This window comes from Halomonas llamarensis (genome assembly GCF_023555005.1).
Classification (GTDB): Bacteria; Pseudomonadota; Gammaproteobacteria; order Pseudomonadales; family Halomonadaceae; genus Vreelandella; species Vreelandella llamarensis.
Genome location: NZ_JAMJPJ010000009.1, coordinates 17,142 through 41,746 on the forward strand (window position 1 = coordinate 17,142; position 24,605 = coordinate 41,746).

Below are 24,605 nucleotides of genomic sequence, written 5' to 3' on the forward strand. Positions count from 1 at the left end.
CCGTACTAACCCTGCTTTTCTGCGCTGCAGAATGTTAACCTAAGGTCTAATTTTACGCTGAGCTAAGGCCCCTATGAACGCACCTGTCCTCGTGATTAATTGCGGTTCTTCTTCGATTAAATATGCCCTGATTGATAGTGACCCCAAGGCACCACGCCTTGCCGGACTCGCCGAGCGGTTAGACAGCTCCGATGCGCGCCTCCAGGGAAGCAACAGCCGCGGCGAGAGCTTTCAACAGCCGCTTTCCGGGGCCGACCACGCTCAAGCGCTGCAAGCTATCTTTGCACGATTAGAGGAGCGCTCCCCAGCAGCAATCGGCCACCGCGTGGTACACGGCGGTGAGCACTTCACGCAAGCGGCACTGATTGATAAAAACGTCATCGACACGATTGAAACCACCGCTACGCTGGCCCCGTTACATAACCCAGCGAACCTAGCGGGCATTGCCGCGACGCGGGCATTATTTCCTGACCTGCCGCAAGTGGCGGTATTCGATACGGCGTTTCATCAAACGCTGCCGCCACAGGCGTACCGCTACGCACTGCCAGAGGCGTTGTATACGCAGCACGGCATTCGCCGCTACGGCTTTCACGGTACCAGCCACGCGTTCGTTAGCCAGCGCGCTGGCGACATAAGCGAGCGCGGTGCCGGTGGCTGGCTGGTCGCACATCTGGGTAACGGTTGCTCCACCAGCGCGGTGTGGCAAAACCAGAGCCTAGATACCAGCATGGGATTAACGCCGCTGGAAGGTGTTGCCATGGGCACACGCAGCGGCGATGTGGACCCTGGCCTACACGCCCACCTGCACCGTCAGCTCGGCTGGTCGCTGGATGACATCGACCGTGTATTAAATAAACAGAGCGGCCTTTATGGGCTTTCCGGGCTCACCAACGACATGCGCGAAATCGAAACCGCTGCCGACGGGGAGCACGCAGGCGCACGCTTGGCCTTTGACGTGTTCTGTTACCGCGTGGCGAAGTCGCTTGCCGCGCTCTCCTGCGCGCTGCCCACGCTTGACGGTGTGCTATTCACCGGCGGTATCGGCGAAAACTCTTCTCAGGTGCGCAAGCGTGTTATCCATCTGCTGCCCCACTTTGGTTTGGCGCTGGATAACGACAGGAACGCCATTACCCGCGGCGGCCGCGAAGACCGTATTGATGCTGGCAGCGGCCCCGAGGTATGGGTCATCCCCACCGATGAAGAAGGCCGCATTGCCGCCGAAACCCGCCACTGCTTGGAGACCCGCGCATGAGCACACAAACCGCGCCACAAACGATTCTTTTGGTACCCACCAGTGAAGGGGCAGGCTTAACTTCTGCTTGTTTGGGGCTCATTCAGGCGCTTGACACCATTGGCCTGAAGGCCGGCTTTCTCAAGCCGTTTATGCAGGACGAGCTCAACGGCCCCGGCCTTGACCGCTCGACCGCGCTGGTATCGCGCACATTGCCACAACGCCCTCCTTCGCCGATCACGCAAGCACGCCTGGAACGTTTGCTGCGCGACAACCAGATCGATGACTTAATGGAAAGCGTCATCGAGCGTTATGACCAAGTGACACAACAGGCCGAGCGCGATGGCTCAGCACTAGACTTGGTCGTGGTGGAGGGGGTCGTGCCGACCACGCACACCACCTACGCCACCCAAACCAACACCCAGCTAGCGAACGCGCTCAATGCGCGCATTATTTTGGTGGGTACCGGCGATCTTGAGGCACCGCAGCAGCTCGCAGAAGAGCTGGATATGCACGCCCGAAGCTTTGGCGGCATCCGCTCGTCGCGCACCTTGGGGTGTATTCTCATGCGTATGCGCAACCTTCCCTACGCGCAAGATGATGGTCACTTGGATGATCTGACGGCCACCCCAGGCGCCATTAAACCGCAGCTTGAAGAGCCGGTACTCAAGGAGCTGCGCCGTCACTCGCCAGCGCTTGCCACCGAGCGCTTCCACCTGATTGGCGTGGTGCCCTACAGCAAGGCACTGAGTGCGCCGCGCACATTGGATGTCGCCCGCGCATTAAACGCGACGCTGCTTAACGAAGGTGAAGCGACCCAACGTCGCGTACTTACTACCAGCCTATGTGCCCGAAGCGCGGCCAATGCGCTGCATATCTTTACCCCCGGAAGCCTCATTGTGACTTCCGGCGACCGCGATGACGTGGTGATGGCTGCGGCACTCGCGACCATGAACGGCACGCGCTTGGCCGGTGTACTCCTCGCCAACGGCTTTACCCCCAACGCGGATATGATTGAGATGTGCCGCCCGGCCCTGCACACTGGTTTACCCGTGCTTTCCGTCGACACCAACAGCTTGACCACGGCAACGCATCTCAGTCAGCTCAGCGCGGAAATCCCCGTGGATGATTTTGAGCGTGCCGAACGCGTCGCCCAATTTGTCGCCGCCCACATCGATTTGGACTGGCTGAAAGATACCCTTAAAAACCACCTCAATCGCGGCTTTACCCGGCGGCTTTCGCCTTCCGCGTTTCGCTATCAGCTGGTCAAGCTCGCGCAACAGGCGAACAAGCGCATTGTGCTGCCGGAAGGTAACGAGCCTCGCACCATCGAGGCGGCCATTATTTGCCAGCGCCGCGGCATCGCTAACTGCGTGCTGCTAGGAAACCGTGAAGAGATCGTGAACGTCGCCCGTCATCGCGGTTTTACGCTGCCAGAGGATCTCACCATCATCGACCCGGAGAGCACCCGCGCCCAATATATCGAACCGATGGTGTCGCTGCGCCGTGGCAAACTCAACGACATCACCGCCGACGCCCAGCTACACGACAATGTCGTGCTGGGAACCATGATGCTGCAGCTTGGCGAAGTAGATGGCCTAGTCTCCGGCGCCGTCCACACCACCGCCAATACCGTGCGCCCGGCGTTTCAGCTGATCAAAACCGCGCCTGAATACAACCAGGTATCATCGATCTTTTTCATGCTACTGCCCGAGCAGGTCGTGGTTTACGGCGACTGTGCGGTCAACCCCGACCCGGATGCCGAGACGTTGGCCGAAATCGCCCTGCAAAGCGCCCACTCAGCCGAAGCATTTGGCATTGAGCCGCGGGTGGCGATGATCAGCTACTCCACAGGCGATTCCGGCAGCGGTGCGGAAGTAGAGAAAGTGCGCGAAGCGACGCGCATCGCCAAACAACGCGCGCCACATCTCGCCATTGACGGTCCGCTGCAATACGACGCCGCCGCGAATGAAAGCGTGGGCAAACAAAAAGCCCCGGACTCCCCGGTGGCAGGTCGCGCCACCGTGTTCGTATTCCCCGACCTCAACACCGGCAACACCACTTACAAAGCAGTGCAGCGTAGCGCGCGAGTGGTCAGCGTCGGGCCCATGCTGCAAGGCTTAAACAAGCCGGTGAACGATTTATCCCGCGGCGCGCTGGTGGACGATATCGTCTACACCATCGCGCTAACCGCGATTCAGTCGGCGCAGCAGAGCGCTTAAGCATGCCTTGCCAGGCTCCCACTCGACTAAGTGATTCTCTTGCGCTTGACGAACATACGACGAACGCCTAGCGTTTGAGCGTTTTTGCTACGCTTTCAGCACGCCGACGACAATGGTACCGCACAGGGTAAAAGGTTCCCTCTATGACAATGCTAATGAGTTTGATCGGTATGGTGACGCTGATTGCCATTGCCCTGCTCTTTTCTTACGACCGTAAAGCCATCCGGCTGCGCACGGTGATCGGTGCTTTCGCGATTCAAGCGAGTATCGGCGCGTTTGTGCTCTACGTGCCCGTTGGGCAAACCGTGCTGCAAACCATATCGAGCGGCGTGAGCCAAGTCGTGCTGTATGCCAACGACGGTATTGAGTTCCTGTTTGGTGGGCTCGCCGATGTGGAAAACGTCGGGTTTGTGTTCGCGATCAAAGTCCTGCCCGTGATTATTTTCTTCTCCTCGCTGATCGCCGTGCTTTACTACATTGGCATCATGCAGTGGGTCATCCGGATTCTTGGTGGCGCGCTACAAAAAGCGCTTGGCACCTCACGGACCGAGTCGCTCTCTGCCACGGCGAATATCTTTGTCGGCCAAACCGAAGCACCGCTGGTGGTGCGCCCGTTTATCGCCCGCATGACGCCTTCACAGCTGTTCGCGGTAATGTGTGGCGGCTTGGCTTCAGTGGCAGGCTCTGTTTTGGCCGGCTACGCAGCGCTGGGTATTCCCATGGAGTATTTGGTCGCGGCGTCGTTTATGGCCGCCCCGGGCGGGCTTTTGTTTGCCAAGTTGATCATGCCGGAGACCCAAGAGCCGGAAGATAGTGTTTCGAAGATCGAAGAAGAGCAGGAACACAATGACGACAGACCCAGCAACGTTCTCGACGCGGCGGCGAGTGGCGCCACCTCCGGGCTGAAACTGGCCGCGAACGTCGGGGCGATGCTGCTTGCGTTTATCAGCCTGATTGCGCTGATCAACGGGATGCTCGGCGGCATCGGCGGCTGGTTTGGCATGGAATCACTAAGCTTGGAGCTGATCCTCGGCTGGCTCTTCTCGCCGCTGGCGTTTTTGCTCGGTGTACCATGGGAAGAAGCCAATCTTGCCGGTTCGTTTATCGGTCAAAAGCTGGTCGTCAACGAGTTCGTCGCCTATATCAACTTGGCCCCTTACCTTGATGGCGAGAAAGTGGTTGCCGCGACCGGCCAAGTCATGACGCCCCACACCATGGCCATTTTATCCTTTGCGCTGTGCGGCTTTGCTAACCTGTCCTCGATTGCTATTTTGCTCGGTGGGCTGGGTAGCATCGCGCCTTCGCGCCGCCATGAAATTGCCCGCTTCGGCGTAAAGGCGGTGCTCGCCGGGACGCTGTCTAATTTGATGTCAGCGACCATCGCTGGCTTTTTCCTGGCGTTAAGCAGTGCCAGTGCTTGACGCCATCTAACGTTTTACTATTGACTTTTTTAACCCAAGAGATGCCCATGACTGCTTCGATTAACCTCACCCAAGCCGCGCGTCAGGCGCTTTTGCTGATGGACTTAACCAGCCTTAACGCTGACGATACCGACGCCACCATTGAGTCGCTGTGCAAGCAGGCAAAAACGCCCTTTGGCCACCCTGCGGCGGTATGTATCTACCCGCAATTTATCGTGACGGCACGCCGCGCGCTCATTGCCCACAAGCTTAGCGGTGAGGTCAAAATCGCCAGCGTCACTAACTTTCCCGACGGCGGCGATGACATCATGGCGGCCGCCCGCGCCACCCGCGAGGCCGTTGCCTCAGGGGCCGATGAAGTCGACGTGGTATTCCCCTACCGCACGCTCATGGCGGGCGACGAAGAAACCTGCCTTGAGCTAGTGGAAATGTGCCACGCAGCATGCGGCGGCCAAGCGCTGTTAAAGATCATCATCGAGTCCGGCGAACTCAAAGAGTCGGCGCTGATCAAACGCGCCAGCGAAATCGCCATCGAGGGCGGCGCCGACTTCATCAAAACCTCCACGGGCAAAGTCGAGGTCAACGCCACGCTCGAAGCCGCTGAGATTATGCTGAAGGCGATCAAAGACAGCGGTAAAGATGTCGGCTTTAAAGCCGCCGGCGGAGTCAAAACGGTTGAAGAGGCCGCTGAATACCTTGCCCTGGCCACTGAGATCATGGGCGCCCAGTGGGTTACGCCTAAACACTTCCGTTTCGGCGCGTCGAGCCTTTTAGCGGATGTAATGGCGACATTGACCGGCAACGCCTCCGTCGCCGAACAAGGAGGGTACTAATGGTGGCGAACGCTTCTCACCACGCCCTGCTCCCCCAAGAGCTGATCCGCCTAAAGCGCGACGGCGAGCCGCTGCCGTTAGAAGAAATCGAGGCGTTTGTGCAGGGCATTGCCGACGACCGTATTAGCGATGCGCAAATTGGCGCCTTCACTATGGCGGTGTTTTTAAATGGCATGAGCCGTGAAGAAGTCGTCGCGCTTACCACAGCAACGCGCGACTCCGGCCACGTTATGCAGTGGGATTCGCTCAACCTGCCGGGCCCGATTGTGGATAAGCATTCCACCGGCGGTGTGGGCGATTTGGTGTCTTTAGTGCTTGGCCCATGGGTCGCGGCGTGCGGCGCGTTCGTACCGATGATTTCAGGACGCGGCCTGGGCCATACCGGCGGCACGCTGGATAAGCTGGAGTCGATACCGGGTTACAACCCCTACCCCGCGCCGGAGCGCTTTAGCAAGGTGGTCAAATCCACCGGTGTGGCGATTATCGGCCAGACCGGCAACCTGGCACCGGCGGATAAACGCATCTATGGCGTGCGCGACGTGACCGCCACGGTAGAATCCATCCCGTTGATTACCGCCTCAATTTTGGGGAAAAAGCTAGCCTCGGGTCTGGACGCCCTAGTGATGGACGTCAAAGTCGGCAGCGGCGCTTTTATGCCCACCCCAGAAAAATCCCGCGAACTGGCCAAAAGCATTGCGAACGTCGCGACTCAAGCGGGCACACCCACCACCGCCCTGCTCACCGACATGAGCCAGCCGCTGGCTCCCTGCGCGGGTAACGCCGTCGAGATCGTCGAAACTCTGGCGCTACTGCGCGGCGAGCGGCCTGACAGCCGCGTCATGCAGGTAACCCGCGAACTGGCGGTGGAAATGCTGATGGCGGGCAAGCTGGTCGCCAGCCGTGAAGAGGCCCTAGCGAAGCTGGAAAAAGCGCTGACCTCGGGTGCCGCGGCTGACGTATTCGCCCGCATGGTCCACGAGCTCGGTGGCCCCGCTGATTTCATGGAGCGCTCAGAGCATTACTTGGCCACCGCACCGGTCATCCAAGCGGTCTATCCAGAACAGAGCGGCATTGTGCAGTGCATCGATACCCGCGCCGTGGGTATGAGCGTGGTGGAACTGGGCGGTGGCCGTCTGCGCAACGACGCCAGCGTCGACCATAGCGTAGGCTTTAGCGAGATTGCCGAAGTGGGCGACCGAGTCGACAATCAGCGACCGCTGGCTATCGTACACGCCCGGAGCGAAGATGCCGCCGCGCGTGCCGCGGCCCAGCTGCGAGATGCTGTCACCTTGGGTGACGCCCCCGCAACCGCCGATACACTACTTCAAGATACCTTCCGAGGAGAGGCCTAATGCGCCGTGCCATTGTGATTGTGCTCGATTCCTTCGGCATCGGCAGCGCCCCCGACGCTGCTGAGTTTGGCGATGCCGGGGCTGACACGCTAGGCCATATTGCCGCCGCCTGTGCGCGTGGTAAGGCCGATACCACCGAACGCCAAGGCCCGCTGAAACTGCCCAACATGGCCGCGTTGGGGTTATTTCATGCCCACCGCGATGCCACGGGCAGCGTCGCCGAAGACGTGTCCCTTCCTCAAACACTGAACGGCGCTTACGCCCACGCCAAAGAAATCTCCAGCGGCAAGGACACCCCTTCCGGCCACTGGGAAATTGCTGGCGTGCCGGTCCGTTTTGACTGGGGCTATTTTCTCGATAAAACCGCTAGCTTTCCCGCAGAGCTGCTCGACAAGATTGTCGAAGAGGCGAACCTGCCCGGCGTAATCGGCAACTGCCACGCCTCCGGCACCGAAATCATCGCACGCCTGGGCGAAGAGCACGTCAACACCGGCAAGCCGATTGTGTATACCTCGGCGGATTCCGTATTCCAAATTGCCGCCCACGAGGAGCACTTCGGCCTTGAGCGGCTGTATGAACTGTGCGAAACCGTGCGCGAACTGCTCGAGCCCTACAACATTGGCCGTGTGATTGCCCGCCCCTTTATCGGCCACAACAGCGCTGACTTTTCCCGCACCGGCAACCGCCGCGATTACAGCATCGAACCGCCAAGCCCCACCGTACTGCAAAAGCTCGCCGAGGCCGGGGGCGAAGTGGTCTCGATTGGTAAAATTGCCGATATCTACGCCCACTGCGGTATCACGCACAAGGTGAAAGCCAGCGGCCACGATGCGCTGATGGAAGCGACGATTTCCGAGGTCGTGCGTACCGCTACGCAAACCCGCGACCGCCCGACGATGATCATGGCCAACTTCGTCGATTTTGACTCGGTTTACGGCCACCGCCGGGATGTACCGGGCTATGCCGCCGCGCTGGAAGATTTTGATGCCAAGCTGTCCGAGCTTTTTGCCGCCCTCAACGATGACGACCTGCTGCTGCTTACCGCCGATCACGGCTGCGACCCCAGCTGGGAAGGCACCGAGCATACCCGCGAATACGTACCCGTGATGGTCTCCGGCGCTGGCTTTGCCCCCGGCCCCTTGGGCGAGCGCGGCACCTTTGCTGATATTGGCCAAACGCTCGCCGACTTCTTCACGCTTCCCGCCATGGCCGATGGCGACAGCTTTTTATCTAACGCCGCGTGAATCGCGTGAGTCGCGTTACTGATTGATCATCGTTTTTGGAGATTCTAGATGGCAACCCCACACATTAACGCCGCCCCCGGCGATTTCGCCGATACCGTGCTGATGCCCGGCGACCCGCTGCGCGCAAAATACATCGCCGAGACTTATCTGGACAACGTGCGCCAAGTGAACGATGTGCGCAGCATGCTCGGCTACACCGGCACCTATCAGGGCCGCGAGATTTCGGTAATGGGGCACGGCATGGGGATTCCCTCGGTCTCTATTTATGCCAAAGAGTTGATTACCGATTACGGCGTCAAATCGATCATCCGCGTGGGGTCTTGCGGCGCGGTGCGCGATGACGTCAACGTTCGCGATGTAGTCATCGGCATGGGCGCGTGTACCGATTCCAAAGTCAACCGCATGCGCTTCAACGACCACGACTTTGCCGCGATCGCCGACTTCGACCTGACCCAGCACGCGGTCGCCGCGGCCAACGCCCAAAACGTACCCGTGAAAGTCGGCAACATCTTCTCAGCGGATTTGTTCTATAACCCGCAAACCGAGATGGCTGAGCTGCTCAAACGCTACGGCATTGTCGGTGTCGAAATGGAGGCAGCGGGGCTTTACGGCGTCGCGGCGGAATTTGGTGCCCGCGCACTAACCATTTGCACGGTGTCGGACCATATCTTGAAAGGTGATTCGCTCTCCAGCGCCGATCGACAAACCACGTTTAACGACATGATGACCATTGCGCTGGATACCGTCTTGCGCGACAACGCCGACCACGTTTAAAGGCCCCAGGAAAACGCATGAACCAAGTAGCAGAGCCGGTTGTTCAAACACTGATTCACGCGCGTGAAAACGCCTATGCGCCCTACTCCCACCACCCGGTGGCAGCGGTAATGGAAAGCGCTGACGGCCAGCACTTTGTCGGCTGCAACGTGGAGGTAGCTCACTATAAAGGGCTTTGCGCGGAAGCGTCAGCGATTGCCGCGATGATCACCGCTGGGCAGCGCCAATTGGCCACCGTCTACGTCATGGGCCCGGGCGATCACCTGTGCACACCCTGCGGCGACTGCCGACAGCGAATTCGTGAGTTTGCCACGCCCAACACGCGTATCTTCGTCCTATCTCACCAGGGCGAAGTCCTAAAGACCTACACCATCGACACCCTACTGCCCGATGCCTTTGGGCCAGAGAACCTGCCACCGCGCTAAGCGTAAAAAGCGAGGTTACGTGGCTGCGCGGCAGCCAGGCCGGTGTGCCTTTGTGCATAAAACATGATTTATTAAGGACTCATTATTGACGTAAGACATGGATTATTTTAGCGATTAATGCTCCCATTACTATATATAGCCAACTTCTAGAACCCGGTTCATCTTTCATGATGATCCAAAAAACATCCAACTCAACATTAGGAGCACGAACATGGATATTGAGCACCACGACCTAGCCCACGAATTTCCCGAGTTGAAAGAACAGATACATGTATTGAAAACTCAGGATGCGCATTTTCGTAAACAATTTGAACGCTACGACACGGTCACTACGGACATTGAACGTCTCGAAAAGGAAGAATTGCCTGTCTCCGACCCTACGATTGAGGAGAAAAAGAAAGAGCGTCTCGCGCTAAAAGACGAACTCTACAAAATGCTGACGCAATAAACCGTTTTCCGGTGAGTACACCCCCCGAATCATGCCGCGCTTTGATTCGGGGGTTCTTCGTTCCAGCACGGCGCGGATAGCGATATTTCTCCCGCTTTAGCCTTGGCGCTCTATTACTCGTATTCTTACATCATGTTTTTTTGTTTATGATAAAAGTGCGTCTTTAGCGTGATTAACAACCCATTAGGAGAACGCCATGGCTGGCCTGCTACCCAACGTCGACCCCGACGGCTTGCTTGAGTACTCAGTGGTCTATACAGACCGCTCGCTCAATCATATGTCTCAACAGTTTCAAGGCGTGATGCGGGATATTTCCGCGACACTGAAAGACGTGTATAACGCTCACGCGGCGGTGATTGTGCCCGGTAGCGGTACCTTTGGTATGGAAGCGGTTGTGCGCCAATTTGCCGTGGATCAAAAAACGCTGGTCATCCGCAATGGCTGGTTTAGTTATCGTTGGACGCAAATCATCGAGATGGGTCGGTTAACCGATCAACACACGGTGCTGAAAGCACGCCGCCTTGACGTGGAAAACTCGCAATCGCCTTTCGAACCGGTATCGGCTGAAGAAGTGGCCGAGCGCATTCGCGCCGAAAAACCCGCCGTCGTATTCGCACCGCAAGTGGAAACCTCAGCGGGCCTGCTGCTTCCAGACGACTATATTCGCACCGTCGCCCAAGCGACCCACGAGGTCGGCGGCTTGTTTGTCCTTGATGCTATTGCGGCCGGCACCTTATGGGTTGATATGCAGGATTTAGGCATCGACGTCGTCGTGAGCGCGCCACAAAAAGGCTGGAGCGGCTCGCCCTGCTGCGCCATGGTGATGCTCTCGGACCGTGCAACCCAGCGTCTATCCGAGACTCAGAGCAACAGCTTTGCCTGCGATCTCGGCAAGTGGCATAGCATTATGCAAGCCTACGAAAACGGCGGGCACGCCTATCACGCCACCATGCCCACCGATGGCCTGCGCCGCCTACGCGACATCATGCAAGAAACCCGCGACTACGGTTTTGCCAAGGTGAAAGAGGAACAGAAGGCGATTGGCTACGGCGTGCGTTCCATGCTCAACCGCCATGGCTTTAAAAGCGTCGCGGCGGAAGGTTTTGAAGCTCCCGGCGTGGTGGTGTGCTATACAGAAGATAGCGGCCTGGTAGGCAAACTCGCCCAGGCAGGCGTACAAGTGGCAGGCGGGGTGCCACTGATGTGCGATGAGGGCGACAACTTCCAGACGTTCCGCATTGGTCTGTTTGGTCTCGATAAGTTGCACCACACTAATCGCAGCGTAGACGCACTTGAGCAGGCCATCGAGAAAGTCTTATAAAGATATAGAGCGGGATGCATTTAGCATCCCGCTTTTTTATTGGCCATGTGGGTAAATAAGAACGGTTAATCAGGATCCGCATCTCGCGGCTGGCGCTTGGCGTTTTCCTGAGTTTCCATGCCGCTTTTAAGTTCGTGCGTCAGTGGGTCGTAGTTAGGTCGAAGCTCGTCTTTTACCGTTCCGCTCCAGAGTTTAGAACCCACAAAGTAACCGGCACGACCAATCACATGCGCCGCAACCGGCGCCGTTAAAACAATGAAGACGATGATGGCAAACGCGCGGGCCGCCACGCTCACTTCGGCAAAGTGCATGGCCACCGCTAGCATCATCAAAATCACGCCCAAAGCGGCGGCTTTGGTGGTCGCGTGCATACGTGTGAGCAGATCAGGCAGGCGCAACAATCCGACAGCGGCAAGCAGCATCAAAAGCGCACCAACGATGATCAACGTACCCTTGATAAAATCAATCATCCCGAGGCCCTCCTCGTTCCAGAAAGCGCGCAAAGCCAATGGAGGCGAGAAATCCCATCAGGGCAATCACAATCGCCGCATCAAGAAAGCTCGCCACACCTGTTTTGATCGTATAAACCGCCACTAGGCCGACAATGGTGGTGGAAAAAAGCTCCAGCGCCACCACACGATCAGGGAGGCTTGGGCCGCGCACAACGCGGACGAACACCAAGATAAGCGCCAAGCTCATGATCACTTGGCTGATGAGTATGACGTGTTCCATTAGCGAAATAGTTCCAAGGCCCGATGCTCCATCTCTTTTAGGTTGCGCCGTAGTTCTTCTTCATCGTCGAGAAACATAGCATGGATATACAGCACTTTACGGTCATCAGAGACATCTAGGCTCAGCGTCCCCGGCGTCAGCGAGATTAAGTTGGCCACGAGGGTGATTTCCATTTCTGTTCGCGCAGCCAACGGCATCGCAATAACCCCCGGCTGCATATGCCAAGGCGGGGTAATAATATCGAACGCAACGCGCAAGTTCGCTTGGGTCAGCTCTTTAATAAAAAAGCCAAGAAACCCCACCATACGCGGTATGCGCGCCGGGTAGCCTTTAAGCGAATCCAGGTGCGGCTCAATCAGTACCAGCGTGATATAACCAAACACCATCCCGACGAGTAGGTTCAAGCCAGAAAAGTCCCCGCTCAGCAGTACCCAAGCGATCCCCAGCAACAAATTCCAGATGGCACCGATCATGGGCTTGCCTCCTCAGGGGCAGAGCGAACCGCTTCACCCAAAACGGCGTCAATGTAACCCGCCGGGTGAAATAACTGGCTGCCAATGAGGTTCATCACCTGCATAACGGGCTCCGCAAACACACCGATAAGGAGCGAAAAAAGCGCCAAAACCACCACCGGCAGGTACATCATCCATAGACTTGGCTTAACCAAGCGGCCGTCGTCTCCACTGGGAGTGGTTTCTTCGGGCACCACATTGTCATCGGGTAACGATTTCCAGAAGACCTCATTCCAAATTTTAACCATCGAATAGAGCGTTATCAGGCTAACCCCCAATGCGACGGCCGTAATGACATAGGCGCCAGCTTCGATACCCGCACGCACAATGACGAACTTGGCAAAAAAACCCGACAGCGGAGGAATACCCGCCAGCGAAAACGCTGAGATAAAAAAGGCAACGGCCAGCCAAGGGCGTTCACGATAAAGTCCACCCATTTTTTTCAGCTGGTAGGTACCTTGCAGCCGATAGGTGATACCGCTGATTAAGAAAAGGTTAGTCTTAACCACGATATTGTGCACGACGGCAAACACGCCGCCAGCGATCGCAAGCGGTGTATAAAGCGCTAGCCCCAAGATCATGTAGCCAATCTGGCTGACGATGTGAAACGACAAAATACGTCGAAACTCATGCTGTGCCGCAGCTCCTAGCACGCCGGTCACCATCGTAAAGCCAGCGCCCCACAGTAAGATCGTTTGCACATACCCCATAGATTGATCGAACAGCAACGTAAAAACACGAAACAGGGCATAGACGCCCACTTTGGTTAAAAGCCCGGCAAATAGCGCCGATACTGCCACCGGCGGAGTGTGGTAAGAGGCGGGCAACCAGAAAAACAATGGAAAGGCGGCCGCCTTGATACCAAAGGCAATCATGTACATCACCGCAAGGACTTCGAGCATTCCCTTGTGCTCAACTTCATCGAAACGCAGCGCAATGTCAGCCATGTTCAGCGTGCCGACGGTGCCATATGTTAGGCCGATAGCGGTGAGAAAAATCACTGAAGCGAACAGGTTAAGGGTAACGTACTTGATCGCCCCTTCCATCTGCGGGCGCTCACCGCCGAGTATCAAAAGCGCAAAGGAGGAGACCAGCATTACCTCAAACCACACGTAGAGGTTAAAGATATCGCCGGTCAAAAACCCTCCGGCCACACCGGCCAACAACAAGTGCATCAGCGGGTAGTAGCCAAACTTTTCGTGCTCTCGCCCTGTCGTCGCTAGCGAGTAAATACCCATCGCCAAACCGATGATCGCCGTCATCAATACCATGACGGCACTGAGCATATCGGCGATGAGCGTGATTCCAAACGGTGCCGGCCATCCGCCCATCTGTATCGTGATGTAGTCATCTGAAAGCGTCGCGATAAATAACCACACACTCACCACGAACAGTGCGATATTGCCGCTGACCGCAATAAAACGCTGCATCGGGCGCGAGCGCCAAAATAGCAGTGAAATAGCGCCGGAAAGCAAAGGGAGTAGGACAGGGAGTGCGACTTCAGGCCTCACGTGTCGGTATCCTTCATCTTATCCAAATCATCGGCTTTAACGATTTCATAGGCCCGCCGAATTAGCACTACCGCAAACGCCAGCACCCCGAAAGCAATGACAATCGCGGTGAGAACAACGGCTTGCGGCAGAGGGTCGGCCACGTCCCCCAGCGGAGCGGACATTCCTTTGGGAATCAGCGGCGGAGCACCTCGGGTCATCCCTGCGGTGGTAAAAATCAGCAGATTGGCGGCATTTGAGAGCAGCATCAACCCGATAACCAGTTTAACAATCGAGCGCCGCAGCATAAGAAAAATAGCGGTGGCGTATAAAAGCCCGACCCCAATCGCCATTAACGGCTCCATAGGTAACCTCCCCGTTTTGTTACGCGTATTGTGACCTGGGGTTTATGGCTCATCTTTATCCACCTCCATGAGCGTCATTACCATGCCCGTCACGGAACCTAGCACCGCTAAATAGACGCCAATATCGAATATCAGCGGAGTGGAGGCTTTAAAGTCGATCACCGGGATCGTCCACCACTGGGCGGTTAAAAAGGGTTGATCAAGAAACCACGCTGGAAACACCGAAATCATCCCCAGCAGGAGTCCAACACCGATCAAATCGCGCGGGTCGACCATGCGCAGCACTTCTTTAGTGGCCGTCACCCCAAACGCGAATAGGTAAAGCGTGAATGCGCCAGCGGCGACCAAACCGGCAATGAAACCTCCGCCTGGCTCATCGTGGCCGCGCAGGAGCAAAAACACCGAGAATAAAAGCTGCAGCGGCATGAGAAAACGCGCCGCCGTATTGAGAATCAGCGTGCCTGACTTAACCATCGTAGGACTCCTTGGCCACCGTTTTTTTACCCCCAGTGGCTGATGGAGGTATTGCTGAAGCGTCGTGGCGAAGCTTTAACATGGCAATGACGCCGATCGCGGCAAGCGCGAGCACGAACATCTCACCGAGGGTGTCCAGCGCCCGGTAATCGACCAAAATGACGTTGACGATATTCAGCCCGTGACCCAACGGCACGCTGTTTTCCACCATGTAACCTGAAATCGGCTCAAACTGCTGGATGCTCCACGCCGTGAGAATCAACAGACAAATCAATATTCCCACGGTGGCTGCCACCACCCCGTCGCGAATTCGCTCAAGGCTGGTGGATAGGTTGGAAAACCGTGGCAAACGGAAGAGCACCAACACCAACAGGATGACGGTGAGCGTTTCCACCAGCAGCTGGGTAATACCTAAATCGGGCGCACTAAAGAGGATAAAAATCATCGCAATCGAAAAGCCCATCACGCCGACGGAAACCACCGCCCCCAAGCGTGAGCGCGCAATCGCGGCAAACAGCGCCCCCATGGCCATCGTGCCGACCACCACCACTTCGTGGAAACGCACATCGAACTCAAACGCAATAATCGGGGAATGGCGCACCAGCAGCGACGTGCCCACCAACCCAATCAGCGTCAGCAGCATAACGAGGATATAGTTACGCATGTAGCCATTTTGCAGCAGACGCGTTTGCCACTCAGAAAAGCGCACAAACGCTGCCATGATGGCCTCATAACCGGCTTCCGGCCCATTTCGCATAATCGGTGCCAGCAACAACAATTTACCGTGCACGCGATCCCAGTACCGGAATAGCCAGTAGCCCAAGCCCAGGCTCACCACCGACATCACAAGGGGTAAATTCACCCCGTGCCAGAGCGACAAATACGCTTCAACAGGCTCACCCGCGATGGCGGACACCGTCGCGGTAACCATCCCCGTTACAAGCGAAGGCGCCACGCCGATGATCAGTGACAGCCCGGCAAGCAGCCCCGGCCCTATCAGCATACTGAGAGGGGCCTCATGGGGCACACGCGGTGTCTGGTGGCGCTTGCCATAAAACGGACGCAACGCAACGACGGCCGCGACAGCAATCGTCAGAAGTGCCGAGACAAACGCCAGCAAAATCAGGAACCCGCCAAAGCGGCTGGCATCAAGCACGGATTCAAACATCAGCTCTTTGCCAATAAACCCCAGCAGCGGCGGCACACCGGCCAAGGACAAAGCCGCAAGCAGAGCGATCCCCGCCGTGATTGGCATCAAGGGGCGCAAACCGCCCATCACCGTCACGTCTTTGGTACCGGTTTCGTAATCCAAAATCCCTGCCACCATAAAGAGCGCGCCTTTATAGAGCGAATGGGCGAGCAAAAACCCCACAAACGCCACCATCGCGCCCTGGGTACCAATGCCGAGGAGCAGCGTCAGCGTGCCCAGCGCCATGATGGTGGAGTATGCCAGCAGCTTTTTGATGTTGGTAAACTGAATCGCCATAAAAGCGCCAGTAAACATCGTGACACCGCCCACTAACGTTAGCGTGCCCACCCAAAGCTCTGTGCCGCCAAGTTCCGGCTGCAGCCTCGCCAAAAGATAAATCCCTGCTTTCACCATCGTCGCCGAGTGAAGGTACGCGGATACAGGCGTGGGCGCCGCCATGGCATTAGGCAGCCAGAAGTGAAACGGAAACTGTGCCGACTTGGTAAAGGCGCCGAGAAGCAAGCAGACCAGCATCGGCGTATACAGGGCATGTTCACGCAAATCGGTATCTAACGCCCGAATCTCGTGAAGCGACCAGCTGCCAGTGGCAACGCCTAAAAGCGTCACCCCCGCCATCAACGCTAGTCCGCCGCCAACGGTCACGAAGAGGCCTTGCCGTGCTGACTTTCTCGCTTCGATATCGCTATGGTTAAAGCCAATCAAGAGGTAGGAGGTAATGCTGGTAAGTTCCCAAAACACGAACAGCGTTAATAGCCCATCCGCCATCACCAGACCCAGCATAGACGCCATAAAAGCCATCAGCGCGATGTGAAAGCGCGCTAAATCCGGGTGGCCTTTCAAATACTCACCGGCATACACCAATACGCACGCGCCGATGCCAGTGATCAACAAGCCAAACAGCAGCGATAAGCCGTCGAGCAAAAACGACAGGCTAATACCTAGCGATGGCACCCAAGCCCACTGCAGCAGCATAGCGCCATCGGCCATGACCGTTGGCGCTTGCAGGAGTAACCACACTGACAAAAGCGCTGGAAACAAAGCCAGCATCAAGCTTGTTCGATCCCCACACCAACGGTGCAGCAGCGGTGACACTGCCGCTAATACAAACCCCAGCAGCACAGCCAGTTGAATCAAGGGACTCTCCTTATCGGCAACGAATGGAACTATACCGGTCAGCGTATTAGTCTCAATACAGGCCATGCTATATGACGCTATTTGTTGTATTCATCTGTTATCTGGTGTTGTTGTACCAAAAAGTGGTAATGAATTATAGACATAGCAGAAAGGCAAACGGCGAGCCATTATGCTCGCCGTTAGATACCGTGTGTTTTGTATCAAGCGTATCAGCCAAGCCAGCCGAGAAGCTCATTATTAACCACTTGCGTCAGCGCTTCGATATGATCATCACGGTCATTTAGGCAGGGAATATAAGTGAATGTTTCACCGCCAGCTGCCATGAAACTGTCGTGGATCTCTTCTTGGATTTCTTCCAAGGTTTCCACGCAATCCGAGGAGAACGCCGGTGACAACACCGCGATATGCTTATGACCTTGTTTGGCGAGCTCCGCAACGTGGTTCACTGTTTGCGGACCTACCCATTTCTCGGGCCCGAACTGCGACTGAAACGCGGTATCGACCTCTTCTTTACTAAACCCAAGTTTTTCACGTAGCAAGCGCGTGGTTTTCTGGCACTGGCAGTGGTAAGGGTCGCCTTCGAGCAGATAGCGCTCCGGTACACCGTGGTAACTGGCCACGAGTTTGCTCGGTCGCCCGTCTAAACTGTCATACGCTTGTTGAACCGAGTTCGCCAGCGCCTGAGTATAGGCGGGATGCTCATAGTAAGCCGGTACCGTGCGGATATAAGGCTGCCACTTCATTTTCATCAGCGTGCGGAAGGCCTGATCGTTAGCCGTGGCGGTCGTGGGCGAGCCGTACTGCGGGTAGAGCGGGAAGAAGACGATACGCTCGCAGCCCTTCTCTTTCATCCGTGTGAGCACACTTTCCGTCGATGGGTTGCCATAGCGCATACAGAAATCGACTTCGACATCATCGCCGTAAAGCGCTTTGAGACGTTCGGTCATTTTTTCTGTCTGTGCGCGGGTAATGGTCAACAACGGGCTTTCGTCTTTTTCTGTGTTCCAAATGCTTTTGTAGGCCTCGCCAGAAGAGAACGGGCGCTTGGTCAAAATAATTAACTGCAAAAGCGGCTGCCACTTCCAATTGGCATAATCGACGACACGCTTGTCAGAAAGAAACTCACTGAGATAGCGGCGCATTGACCAGTAGTCGGTATTATCCGGTGTCCCAAGGTTCGCCAGCACAACCCCCACTTTTGCTCGCGGAATAGGGGGGTGGTCACTTTGGGCGTGGGCTAGGCGGCCTTCTCCCGGCTGATCCATCGCAACTTCTGTGGTCATGCAAATCTCCTCTCGCAAACGCGCCACGTGGGCAAACACGTAATGTATGAATCCATTTTAACATTTTTCGCAAATGGGCAGCATGAAGTTATACTATCAGTACAATTTGTATAACTATAGGCAAACTCATGTCCCAGCCGCTTATTGTCGTATTAGGTGACCAGCTGACACTTTCACTGCCGACGCTTCGCCAGGCCCCGGAAAACGCTGTCATTGCCCTGTGCGAAGTGGCAAATGAAGCGCAATACGTCCCTCACCATATCCACAAAATCGGTGTTTTTTTGGCGGCAATGCGACATTTTGCCCAAACGCTGCGCGAAAAAGGTTTCACCGTTCACTATAGCGCGTTGGGCGACGCCGATAACACGCACGATATACTCAGTGAAGCCGAGCGGTTAGCAAATGCTTACAACTGCGACCATATTCAAGCGGTAAGACCCGGCGAATGGCGACTTTGGCACGCCATACAAAAGCGCGAAGATGCCGCTTTACCGTGGCAGCTTTTTGAAGATGACCGTTTTTTCACCACGCCCGAGGATTTTGCCCAATGGGCTAAAGGACGCAAACAGCTACGGCTCGAGTATTTTTATCGCGAACAGCGTAAACGTACCGGCCTTTTGATGGAGAATGGCGAACCTGCTGGCGGAAAGTGGAACTTCGATCATGATAACCGTGAGCCATTGCCGGAAACGTTTGAAGTACCTCGCCCCCCACAACACCAACACGATGCGCTAACGCGCGAAGCACTGGCTGTGGCACAGCAACACTTTAGTCAGCATATGGGTACGCTGGAGACGTTTAACTGGCCGGTCACACGGCGCCAGGCGCTGGTAGAGCTACGCCATTTTCTAGACCACTGCCTGCCCGATTTTGGCCGCTATCAGGATGCCATCAGCGATACCGACCCATTTTTATTTCACTCGCGTTTAGCGGTCGCGATGAACATTGGCCTACTTTCACCGCGCGAAGTGTGCGAAGCCGCTACCACTTGCTATGACACAGGGTCGGCACCGATTAACGCAGTGGAAGGGTTTATTCGGCAGGTTCTCGGCTGGCGCGAATACGTGCGCGGTTTGTACTGGACGCAAATGCCGAACTATAAGCGCGAAAATCGGTTGGGCTTTACTCGCGATTTGCCAGCATTTTATTGGGATGGCAACACCGACATGCGCTGCTTACAGCGCGCAATTGAGATGACAATCGACAACAGCTACGCCCACCATATTCAACGCCTGATGGTGACGGGCAATTTTGCCCTGCTGTGCGGTGTGAAGCCAGAAGCCCTGTGCGATTGGTATCTCGCCGTCTACGCCGATGCCTGCGAGTGGGTTGAACTGCCCAATACGCTCGGCATGGTACTCCACGCTGACGGCGGCTTGATGGGCTCTAAACCTTACTGCGCGTCGGGTAAATATATCGACAGGATGTCAGATCATTGCCAACACTGCCGTTACTCGCCTAAGCAAGTCACCGGGGCCAAAGCCTGCCCGTTAAACAGCCTATACTGGCACTTTCTGGAAACACATGAGAGTGAGCTGAGCCAAAACCCACGCATGAAGCTGATATACGGCTCACTCGCCAGAATGAAAACGGAAAAACGTGACGCCATGCGCCAACAAGCCGACGCCTTTCTCGCCCAACTCGACACCGCACCCGGTTACGGCGATGCCACCCACACCGACGGTTACTATGACAAAACCCATCGAAACCCAGAGGCAGCATCATGAGCCGTTTTCGCACGTTAGACGCCAAAGCACCGGTGACGCTGTTTCACGACGGCCACTGCCCCTTCTGCCGTATTGAGGTCAAGTGGCTTGGCAAACACCGCCACCGCGAGCGCGTTAAACTGGTCGACATTCAAGATGAGCATTTTTACGCAGACGATTACAACACTCATTTTGATGCCATGATGGGCAAACTGCACGTGCTGGATAACCAAGGAAGGTGGTACATCGGTATGGATGCCAGCCGGGCCCTCTATGCGGTACTGGGCTACCGGCGGCTGGTATGGGTTTCTTGCTTGCCCGTTGCGTGCGCCGTAATGGACGCCAGTTATCGCTTTTTTGCTCGCCGGCGGGTAAAACTGGGGCAATGGTGGGAAAAACGCCAATCGCGAGCGAGGTAGGCGCTTAAAAGATAGGTGTTTAAAAGATAGGCGCTTAAAAAACCAGTGGCATGCGCGACGTCAATGGCTCGCTATAGTGAGCATCGCGGCCGATCACTTCGTCATGAGGCACATGCTGCACCAAATACGCGCGATGGATGCCAGCGCGCTTGAGTTCATTGTAAACGTCGTCAAGCGAACGAAAGAGCATTGGCTTACCTCGTTGGGTTAGCATATGGCGCTCGCCTTCCACGTCTTCCAGCTCGGCTTGATAAAAATGGCTTCCTGCGTGCGTAATGACACGAATTTCGAAATTATCGTGTTTTTCAACAAAGGCCTTAAATGCTTTAAGTTCCATGGGTCCCTCCTATTATCAACCTTATCGCTATTCACGTCGTGTCACTGGGTGTGCCGGTGCAGGCCCTTACCTACACAGGTTAGCATGACGTCACCCAATGACATTCCAATGGCGTTTATATGTCAGCCATATGACGATCGCAATATAAGAGAGTTCCTCACTTATTCATCCATACTCGGCTCGCTCATACCTGGTTCACTCATACCCGGCGAGAAAGCATCCGTGCAAGTAACATCACAGCCTTTCACTTTCCCTATTGGTACTCGGAAGGGTCGATGGCTTTGCCCAAGGAATTGCGGTCAATCCAATTCCCCGCTTTGGTTTCTTTATAGCGAAATACCACGTTGTCACCGATAGCCACCGGCACCTCCGGGTCTTCGGTCTGATAGCTGTATTTCTCACCGTCGACAGTAAGAAAATAGCGGTACAGATCCGGCATCCCCAGCCATTCTTTAAACGGCCCTTCTCTCTCCAGCGCCTGAAGTTCCCCCCGCCCTTGAAGTTTGGGTGTACGCTGCCGATTACCACGTTTAAAACCACCTGCCATCGCTAATCCCCTATCGTATGATGAAATGCACAAATAAGCGTGAAAGGCTGCGCATTATACGGGCTCGCCGCCAAGGCTCAAGTTAGCCGCCAAATGCTTCACCATAGCTATCCGGCGCCAAATCCTCGAAACGCGTATATTTACCGATAAACGCCATGTGAACCGTTCCAATCGGTCCGTTACGCTGTTTACCGATAATCAACTCTGCCAACCCCTGGTTATCTGGGTTATCCGGGTTATACACCTCATCGCGATACACAAAAGCAATCACGTCAGCATCCTGCTCAATCGCGCCGGATTCGCGTAAATCTGACATCACCGGGCGTTTGTTAGGGCGCTGTTCAAGCGAGCGGTTCAGCTGAGAAAGCGCGACCACTGGGCAATTAAACTCTTTAGCCAACCCTTTGAGTGAGCGTGAAATTTCGGAAATTTCACCGGTGCGGTTTTCCGAGAAGCCAGGAATCTGCATGAGCTGCAAATAGTCGATCATGATCAAGGCCATATTGCCGTGCTCGCGCACCACACGGCGAATCCGCGAACGCATCTCGTTGGGCGAAAGTGCCGCGGTATCATCGATAAAGAGCTGTTTATCTTTGAGCAAATTCACCGCTGAGGTCAGACGCGGCCAATCCTCGTCTTCTAGCTGACCGGTACGCACGCGGGTTTGATCAATTCGCCCGAGCGAGGACAGCATCCTGAGCATCAAGGATTCCGCCGGCATCTCCATGGAGAACACCATGACCGGCTTATCACTTGAAATCACCGCATGCTCAACCATATTCATAGCGAACGTGGTGTTATGGACACAAATATCTTCCGCGACGAAGTTATGCGTGTCATCCACAGTCAAGTCGTAGACCTGCCGCATGCCGAGCGGTTCGATGGCGACAACCTCATCCCAATAAACATCGGATGAGGCTAAATTTTCGAGGTAAACATCGACATCTAACAGCTGGGCAAACTCGGCAGCTCGGTGGCGCGATAGGCTACGTTCACTACTTCCTGACAAATGTGGATTATAACCAACCGGTAAGGTTTTACCCGATTGCTCGAAAAGCTCGCGCCGTGAACGCTCTCCTTTTTTAGCGAGTACATAGCGATTGACCGATTTAGGCAAACTATCACGGTTACTATGCGTGCGCTTAGTGTCAATACAGACACTAAGCGCTGCTAATGCCCGCTCTTTACTCAAGATACCAACGTCGCGGATGAAACGTTTTTGACTGGCCTGGTCGAGTATCTCAAGTTCCCAAGGTGATTGGCGCAGATTGGCGTAGCGATTTTGCTTCTCACGAATTTTGCTCAAAATTCCAAAACGTAATAGCAAATGCTGCACATCACGGATCAATTCACGGCTTGATGACGCATAGCTGATACGCCCTTGACCATTCGCCTGCACAAAGGCACTGCCGTCACAGGCGAAGAGACGGTTTAGAAACAATGCTAATTGCTGTTTAGGTAACCGAAATACGCAGTCTGGCACTCGCTTGTGTAATGCCTTTTTTGCCCACACGCCATGCGCTTCAAGAAAATGCCTTACAGGGTTTGGGGCGTTTTTTGCCACAGCGCTATAGTCAGACGCAGAGTAGTCACTCGTTAAAGGCATGTTCAGCGTCTCACAAAGGCGCATAAACGTTGGCTGAACGGGAACAGACGTCCCATTGCACCAAGCACTAACCGCCGCTTTACTCACGTTTAGCAACGAGGCGAGCGCCTCCCCGGTCATGCCTTGCGCCTGAAGCTTCTCACGCAACGCTTGTGAAAATTGCTCTCTCAAAGGGTGTAAGCGCACTGCATCCCGACTCACCCGCAACGCAGGCGTTCGATCGGCGCTTTTTAGGTCTCGTTCAACCAAGCGACACGTTACGCCAGGAAAGTGGCTCACCGCTTGAGTGAAATCAGCGCGTAGTTTCGAGCTACTGTTGGTGAACATGGGGCAGGTTTGTGTTGTGCCGCCATCAGCCAACATAAACGCCAAGGTTTTCACTTGGTGCTCGGGTATTGCTTCATGGCCAAATACGGGTATTTCACGGGGCACCGCAATGCGTTCGCCAACGGCTATTTTCTGCAGCGGCTGCCAGCCCTCCCCGGTTAAGAACGGGTGCGTTAGCGTTGTTGCCACTTCCCGCCCTGTCGCGGTGCGAACACGGAAAACGGGCTTTTTACCATCATCAACAAACGCCGATGCACGCGATTGCTTGAGCCTAAAATCATCGGTTAACGTCAGAAGCGGCGCTTGTTGACGAGCCACTAGTTCATCAATAGTGACCAGAGCGCCAGTGTTAGGGTCTACCAACCGCGACCCACTCATTAAACACTTGCCCATTGAGGGCCTTCCAGCAATGATCACCATGTCAGAAGGCTGTAGACCTGAGGTCATCTCATCGAGATCGCGAAATCCAGAAGAGAGGCCGGTCATCTCGCCTTTGAGGTTGAAAAGCTCGTCGATGCGATCAACCGCTTTGGTCAAAAGATCGCTCATACCGATGGGGCCGCCGGTTTTCGGCCGTTCTTCGGCGATTTGAAAAACCAAGCTTTCTGCTTCGTTCAGAAGCTCATCCGCTGGGCGCCCTTGCGGCGCGAACGCCCCTTCCGCAATTTGATTCGCCGCACGAATCAGCTTACGCAGTGTCGCCCGCTCGCGAACGATATCGGCATAAGCGCGGATATTACTGGCCGAAGGTGTATTGCGCGCAAGCTCCGCGAGAAAGGCTAAACCGCCTACGGTATCAAGCTGGTCACGCCCCTCAAGCGCCTCAGACAGCGTCACCACGTCAAGCGGTTGCCCCGCTTCGGCCAAATGATTCATCACATTGAACACTAGGCGGTGTTCGTAACGATAAAAATCGTCAGCGACCAAGCGGTCCGAAATATTATCCCACGCCTGGTTATCGAGCATTAACCCGCCTAACACCGACTGCTCTGCCTCAAGGGAGTGCGGAGGCAGTTTCAGCGCTGCCGTTTCTTGATCAGCGATGTCCTGCATAACGAACTCCTTAGCTCAGCGTAATAAAAGCAGGCGTGAAAATCAGACGTAATAACGCGATATCGTAACCCATCCGGAACGTCTGTCTTAGCGAGACGGAAATTGGATCACTATAAACAGCAAAAGGCGCGGGGATTTC

The 24,605-nt window shown here is 55.6% G+C and carries 23 protein-coding genes; 12 read left to right on the forward strand and 11 right to left on the reverse strand.

The genetic code is table 11. From position 1 onward, the window contains the following. The first annotated feature begins 73 nt into the window (after positions 1 to 73). From M8006_RS07600 to M8006_RS07645, 10 genes are all read left to right on the forward strand, one after another. Complete coding sequence (locus tag M8006_RS07600; RefSeq protein WP_250080855.1) at positions 74 to 1,252, forward strand: acetate/propionate family kinase; 1,179 nt, start codon at positions 74 to 76, stop codon at positions 1,250 to 1,252. Then, positions 1,249 to 3,453, forward strand: coding sequence for a phosphate acetyltransferase (gene pta / locus M8006_RS07605; RefSeq protein WP_250080856.1), 2,205 nt, complete (start codon positions 1,249 to 1,251; stop codon positions 3,451 to 3,453). Before M8006_RS07600 ends, pta begins: the two co-directional genes overlap by 4 nt. Before the next feature lie 143 nt (positions 3,454 to 3,596). After that, complete coding sequence (locus M8006_RS07610) at positions 3,597 to 4,874, forward strand: NupC/NupG family nucleoside CNT transporter (protein WP_250080857.1); 1,278 nt, start codon at positions 3,597 to 3,599, stop codon at positions 4,872 to 4,874. A 41-nt stretch (positions 4,875 to 4,915) separates the two neighbouring features. After that, entirely contained in the window at positions 4,916 to 5,707 is a 792-nt protein-coding gene (gene deoC, locus M8006_RS07615) for a deoxyribose-phosphate aldolase (RefSeq protein ID WP_250080858.1), read from the forward strand. Then, on the forward strand, positions 5,707 to 7,059 hold the full coding sequence (deoA, locus tag M8006_RS07620; RefSeq protein ID WP_250080859.1) for a thymidine phosphorylase: 1,353 nt from the start codon (positions 5,707 to 5,709) through the stop codon (positions 7,057 to 7,059). Before deoC ends, deoA begins: the two co-directional genes overlap by 1 nt. Then, positions 7,059 to 8,303 carry a phosphopentomutase gene (locus tag M8006_RS07625; RefSeq protein ID WP_250080860.1) on the forward strand — a complete coding sequence of 415 codons (1,245 nt, stop codon included), beginning with the start codon at positions 7,059 to 7,061 and terminating at the stop codon, positions 8,301 to 8,303. Before deoA ends, M8006_RS07625 begins: the two co-directional genes overlap by 1 nt. 48 nt (positions 8,304 to 8,351) lie before the next feature. Then, entirely contained in the window at positions 8,352 to 9,077 is a 726-nt protein-coding gene (gene deoD / locus M8006_RS07630; protein ID WP_250080861.1) for a purine-nucleoside phosphorylase, read from the forward strand. Positions 9,078 to 9,094: 17 nt separating this feature from the next. Further along, entirely contained in the window at positions 9,095 to 9,502 is a 408-nt protein-coding gene (gene cdd / locus M8006_RS07635; RefSeq protein WP_250080862.1) for a cytidine deaminase, read from the forward strand. Positions 9,503 to 9,713: 211 nt separating this feature from the next. After that, positions 9,714 to 9,950, forward strand: a complete 237-nt coding sequence (locus M8006_RS07640; RefSeq protein WP_250080863.1) for an HP1242/YdcH family protein — start codon at positions 9,714 to 9,716, stop codon at positions 9,948 to 9,950. 196 nt (positions 9,951 to 10,146) lie between these two features. After that, positions 10,147 to 11,271, forward strand: a complete 1,125-nt coding sequence (locus tag M8006_RS07645; protein ID WP_250080864.1) for an aminotransferase class V-fold PLP-dependent enzyme — start codon at positions 10,147 to 10,149, stop codon at positions 11,269 to 11,271. 65 nt (positions 11,272 to 11,336) lie between these two features. Here M8006_RS07645 and mnhG read toward each other — a convergent pair whose 3' ends face one another. The 8 genes from mnhG to hemH form a co-directional block, all read right to left on the reverse strand. Next, on the reverse strand, positions 11,337 to 11,741 hold the full coding sequence (mnhG, locus tag M8006_RS07650) for a monovalent cation/H(+) antiporter subunit G (protein ID WP_250080865.1): 405 nt from the start codon (positions 11,739 to 11,741) through the stop codon (positions 11,337 to 11,339). Next, on the reverse strand, positions 11,734 to 12,003 hold the full coding sequence (locus M8006_RS07655) for an MrpF/PhaF family protein (RefSeq protein WP_250080866.1): 270 nt from the start codon (positions 12,001 to 12,003) through the stop codon (positions 11,734 to 11,736). Before M8006_RS07655 ends, mnhG begins: the two co-directional genes overlap by 8 nt. Further along, positions 12,003 to 12,476 carry a Na+/H+ antiporter subunit E gene (locus tag M8006_RS07660; protein ID WP_250080867.1) on the reverse strand — a complete coding sequence of 158 codons (474 nt, stop codon included), beginning with the start codon at positions 12,474 to 12,476 and terminating at the stop codon, positions 12,003 to 12,005. Before M8006_RS07660 ends, M8006_RS07655 begins: the two co-directional genes overlap by 1 nt. Then, a complete protein-coding gene (locus M8006_RS07665; RefSeq protein WP_250080868.1) occupies positions 12,473 to 14,026 on the reverse strand; it encodes a Na+/H+ antiporter subunit D in 1,554 nt (517 codons plus the stop codon). Before M8006_RS07665 ends, M8006_RS07660 begins: the two co-directional genes overlap by 4 nt. Continuing rightward, positions 14,023 to 14,370: a Na+/H+ antiporter subunit C gene (locus M8006_RS07670; protein WP_250080869.1), complete on the reverse strand. Its 348-nt coding sequence runs from the start codon at positions 14,368 to 14,370 to the stop codon at positions 14,023 to 14,025. Before M8006_RS07670 ends, M8006_RS07665 begins: the two co-directional genes overlap by 4 nt. A 42-nt stretch (positions 14,371 to 14,412) precedes the next feature. Beyond that, entirely contained in the window at positions 14,413 to 14,844 is a 432-nt protein-coding gene (locus M8006_RS07675; protein ID WP_179928846.1) for a Na+/H+ antiporter subunit B, read from the reverse strand. Beyond that, a complete protein-coding gene (locus M8006_RS07680) occupies positions 14,837 to 17,185 on the reverse strand; it encodes a putative monovalent cation/H+ antiporter subunit A (RefSeq protein WP_250080963.1) in 2,349 nt (782 codons plus the stop codon). Before M8006_RS07680 ends, M8006_RS07675 begins: the two co-directional genes overlap by 8 nt. Before the next feature lie 212 nt (positions 17,186 to 17,397). Then, on the reverse strand, positions 17,398 to 18,471 hold the full coding sequence (hemH, locus tag M8006_RS07685) for a ferrochelatase (RefSeq protein WP_250080870.1): 1,074 nt from the start codon (positions 18,469 to 18,471) through the stop codon (positions 17,398 to 17,400). 128 nt (positions 18,472 to 18,599) lie between these two features. Between hemH and M8006_RS07690 the strand changes: the two genes are divergently transcribed. Together M8006_RS07690 and M8006_RS07695 are read left to right on the forward strand one after the other, a co-directional pair. Continuing rightward, the gene (locus tag M8006_RS07690) at positions 18,600 to 20,198 is read left to right on the forward strand and encodes a cryptochrome/photolyase family protein (RefSeq protein ID WP_250080871.1); all 1,599 of its coding nucleotides are present in this window, start codon (positions 18,600 to 18,602) and stop codon (positions 20,196 to 20,198) included. Beyond that, on the forward strand, positions 20,195 to 20,596 hold the full coding sequence (locus tag M8006_RS07695) for a thiol-disulfide oxidoreductase DCC family protein (protein ID WP_250080872.1): 402 nt from the start codon (positions 20,195 to 20,197) through the stop codon (positions 20,594 to 20,596). The genes M8006_RS07690 and M8006_RS07695 overlap by 4 nt, the downstream gene beginning before the upstream one ends. Before the next feature lie 34 nt (positions 20,597 to 20,630). Here the strand turns inward: M8006_RS07695 and M8006_RS07700 are convergent, their stop codons facing one another. The 3 genes from M8006_RS07700 to dnaB form a co-directional block, all read right to left on the reverse strand. Beyond that, positions 20,631 to 20,933 (reverse strand): DUF6482 family protein, encoded by a 303-nt coding sequence (locus tag M8006_RS07700; RefSeq protein ID WP_250080873.1) that lies wholly within the window; start codon positions 20,931 to 20,933, stop codon positions 20,631 to 20,633. 253 nt (positions 20,934 to 21,186) lie between these two features. Further along, complete coding sequence (locus tag M8006_RS07705; RefSeq protein WP_250080874.1) at positions 21,187 to 21,480, reverse strand: hypothetical protein; 294 nt, start codon at positions 21,478 to 21,480, stop codon at positions 21,187 to 21,189. A gap of 82 nt (positions 21,481 to 21,562) precedes the next feature. Then, a complete protein-coding gene (gene dnaB / locus M8006_RS07710) occupies positions 21,563 to 24,466 on the reverse strand; it encodes a replicative DNA helicase (RefSeq protein WP_250080875.1) in 2,904 nt (967 codons plus the stop codon). Positions 24,467 to 24,605: the final 139 nt, after the last annotated feature.

Excerpts from the sequence above, each read along its gene's own strand:
- mnhG (WP_250080865.1), bottom strand. The coding sequence starts at position 11,741 with ATGATTGATTTTATCAAGGGTACGTTGATCATCGTTGGTGCGCTTTTG.
- M8006_RS07645 (WP_250080864.1), top strand. The coding sequence starts at position 10,147 with ATGGCTGGCCTGCTACCCAACGTCGACCCCGACGGCTTGCTTGAGTAC.
- deoD (WP_250080861.1), top strand. The coding sequence starts at position 8,352 with ATGGCAACCCCACACATTAACGCCGCCCCCGGCGATTTCGCCGATACC.
- M8006_RS07610 (WP_250080857.1), top strand. The coding sequence starts at position 3,597 with ATGACAATGCTAATGAGTTTGATCGGTATGGTGACGCTGATTGCCATT.
- deoA (WP_250080859.1), top strand. The coding sequence starts at position 5,707 with ATGGTGGCGAACGCTTCTCACCACGCCCTGCTCCCCCAAGAGCTGATC.
- M8006_RS07600 (WP_250080855.1), top strand. The coding sequence starts at position 74 with ATGAACGCACCTGTCCTCGTGATTAATTGCGGTTCTTCTTCGATTAAA.
- M8006_RS07640 (WP_250080863.1), top strand. The coding sequence starts at position 9,714 with ATGGATATTGAGCACCACGACCTAGCCCACGAATTTCCCGAGTTGAAA.
- M8006_RS07695 (WP_250080872.1), top strand. The coding sequence starts at position 20,195 with ATGAGCCGTTTTCGCACGTTAGACGCCAAAGCACCGGTGACGCTGTTT.
- M8006_RS07700 (WP_250080873.1), bottom strand. The coding sequence starts at position 20,933 with ATGGAACTTAAAGCATTTAAGGCCTTTGTTGAAAAACACGATAATTTC.
- pta (WP_250080856.1), top strand. The coding sequence starts at position 1,249 with ATGAGCACACAAACCGCGCCACAAACGATTCTTTTGGTACCCACCAGT.
- M8006_RS07625 (WP_250080860.1), top strand. The coding sequence starts at position 7,059 with ATGCGCCGTGCCATTGTGATTGTGCTCGATTCCTTCGGCATCGGCAGC.
- M8006_RS07690 (WP_250080871.1), top strand. The coding sequence starts at position 18,600 with ATGTCCCAGCCGCTTATTGTCGTATTAGGTGACCAGCTGACACTTTCA.
- M8006_RS07670 (WP_250080869.1), bottom strand. The coding sequence starts at position 14,370 with ATGGAGCCGTTAATGGCGATTGGGGTCGGGCTTTTATACGCCACCGCT.
- deoC (WP_250080858.1), top strand. The coding sequence starts at position 4,916 with ATGCCCATGACTGCTTCGATTAACCTCACCCAAGCCGCGCGTCAGGCG.
- M8006_RS07705 (WP_250080874.1), bottom strand. The coding sequence starts at position 21,480 with ATGGCAGGTGGTTTTAAACGTGGTAATCGGCAGCGTACACCCAAACTT.
- dnaB (WP_250080875.1), bottom strand. The coding sequence starts at position 24,466 with ATGCAGGACATCGCTGATCAAGAAACGGCAGCGCTGAAACTGCCTCCG.
- M8006_RS07675 (WP_179928846.1), bottom strand. The coding sequence starts at position 14,844 with ATGGTTAAGTCAGGCACGCTGATTCTCAATACGGCGGCGCGTTTTCTC.
- hemH (WP_250080870.1), bottom strand. The coding sequence starts at position 18,471 with ATGACCACAGAAGTTGCGATGGATCAGCCGGGAGAAGGCCGCCTAGCC.
- M8006_RS07655 (WP_250080866.1), bottom strand. The coding sequence starts at position 12,003 with ATGGAACACGTCATACTCATCAGCCAAGTGATCATGAGCTTGGCGCTT.
- M8006_RS07660 (WP_250080867.1), bottom strand. The coding sequence starts at position 12,476 with ATGATCGGTGCCATCTGGAATTTGTTGCTGGGGATCGCTTGGGTACTG.
- cdd (WP_250080862.1), top strand. The coding sequence starts at position 9,095 with ATGAACCAAGTAGCAGAGCCGGTTGTTCAAACACTGATTCACGCGCGT.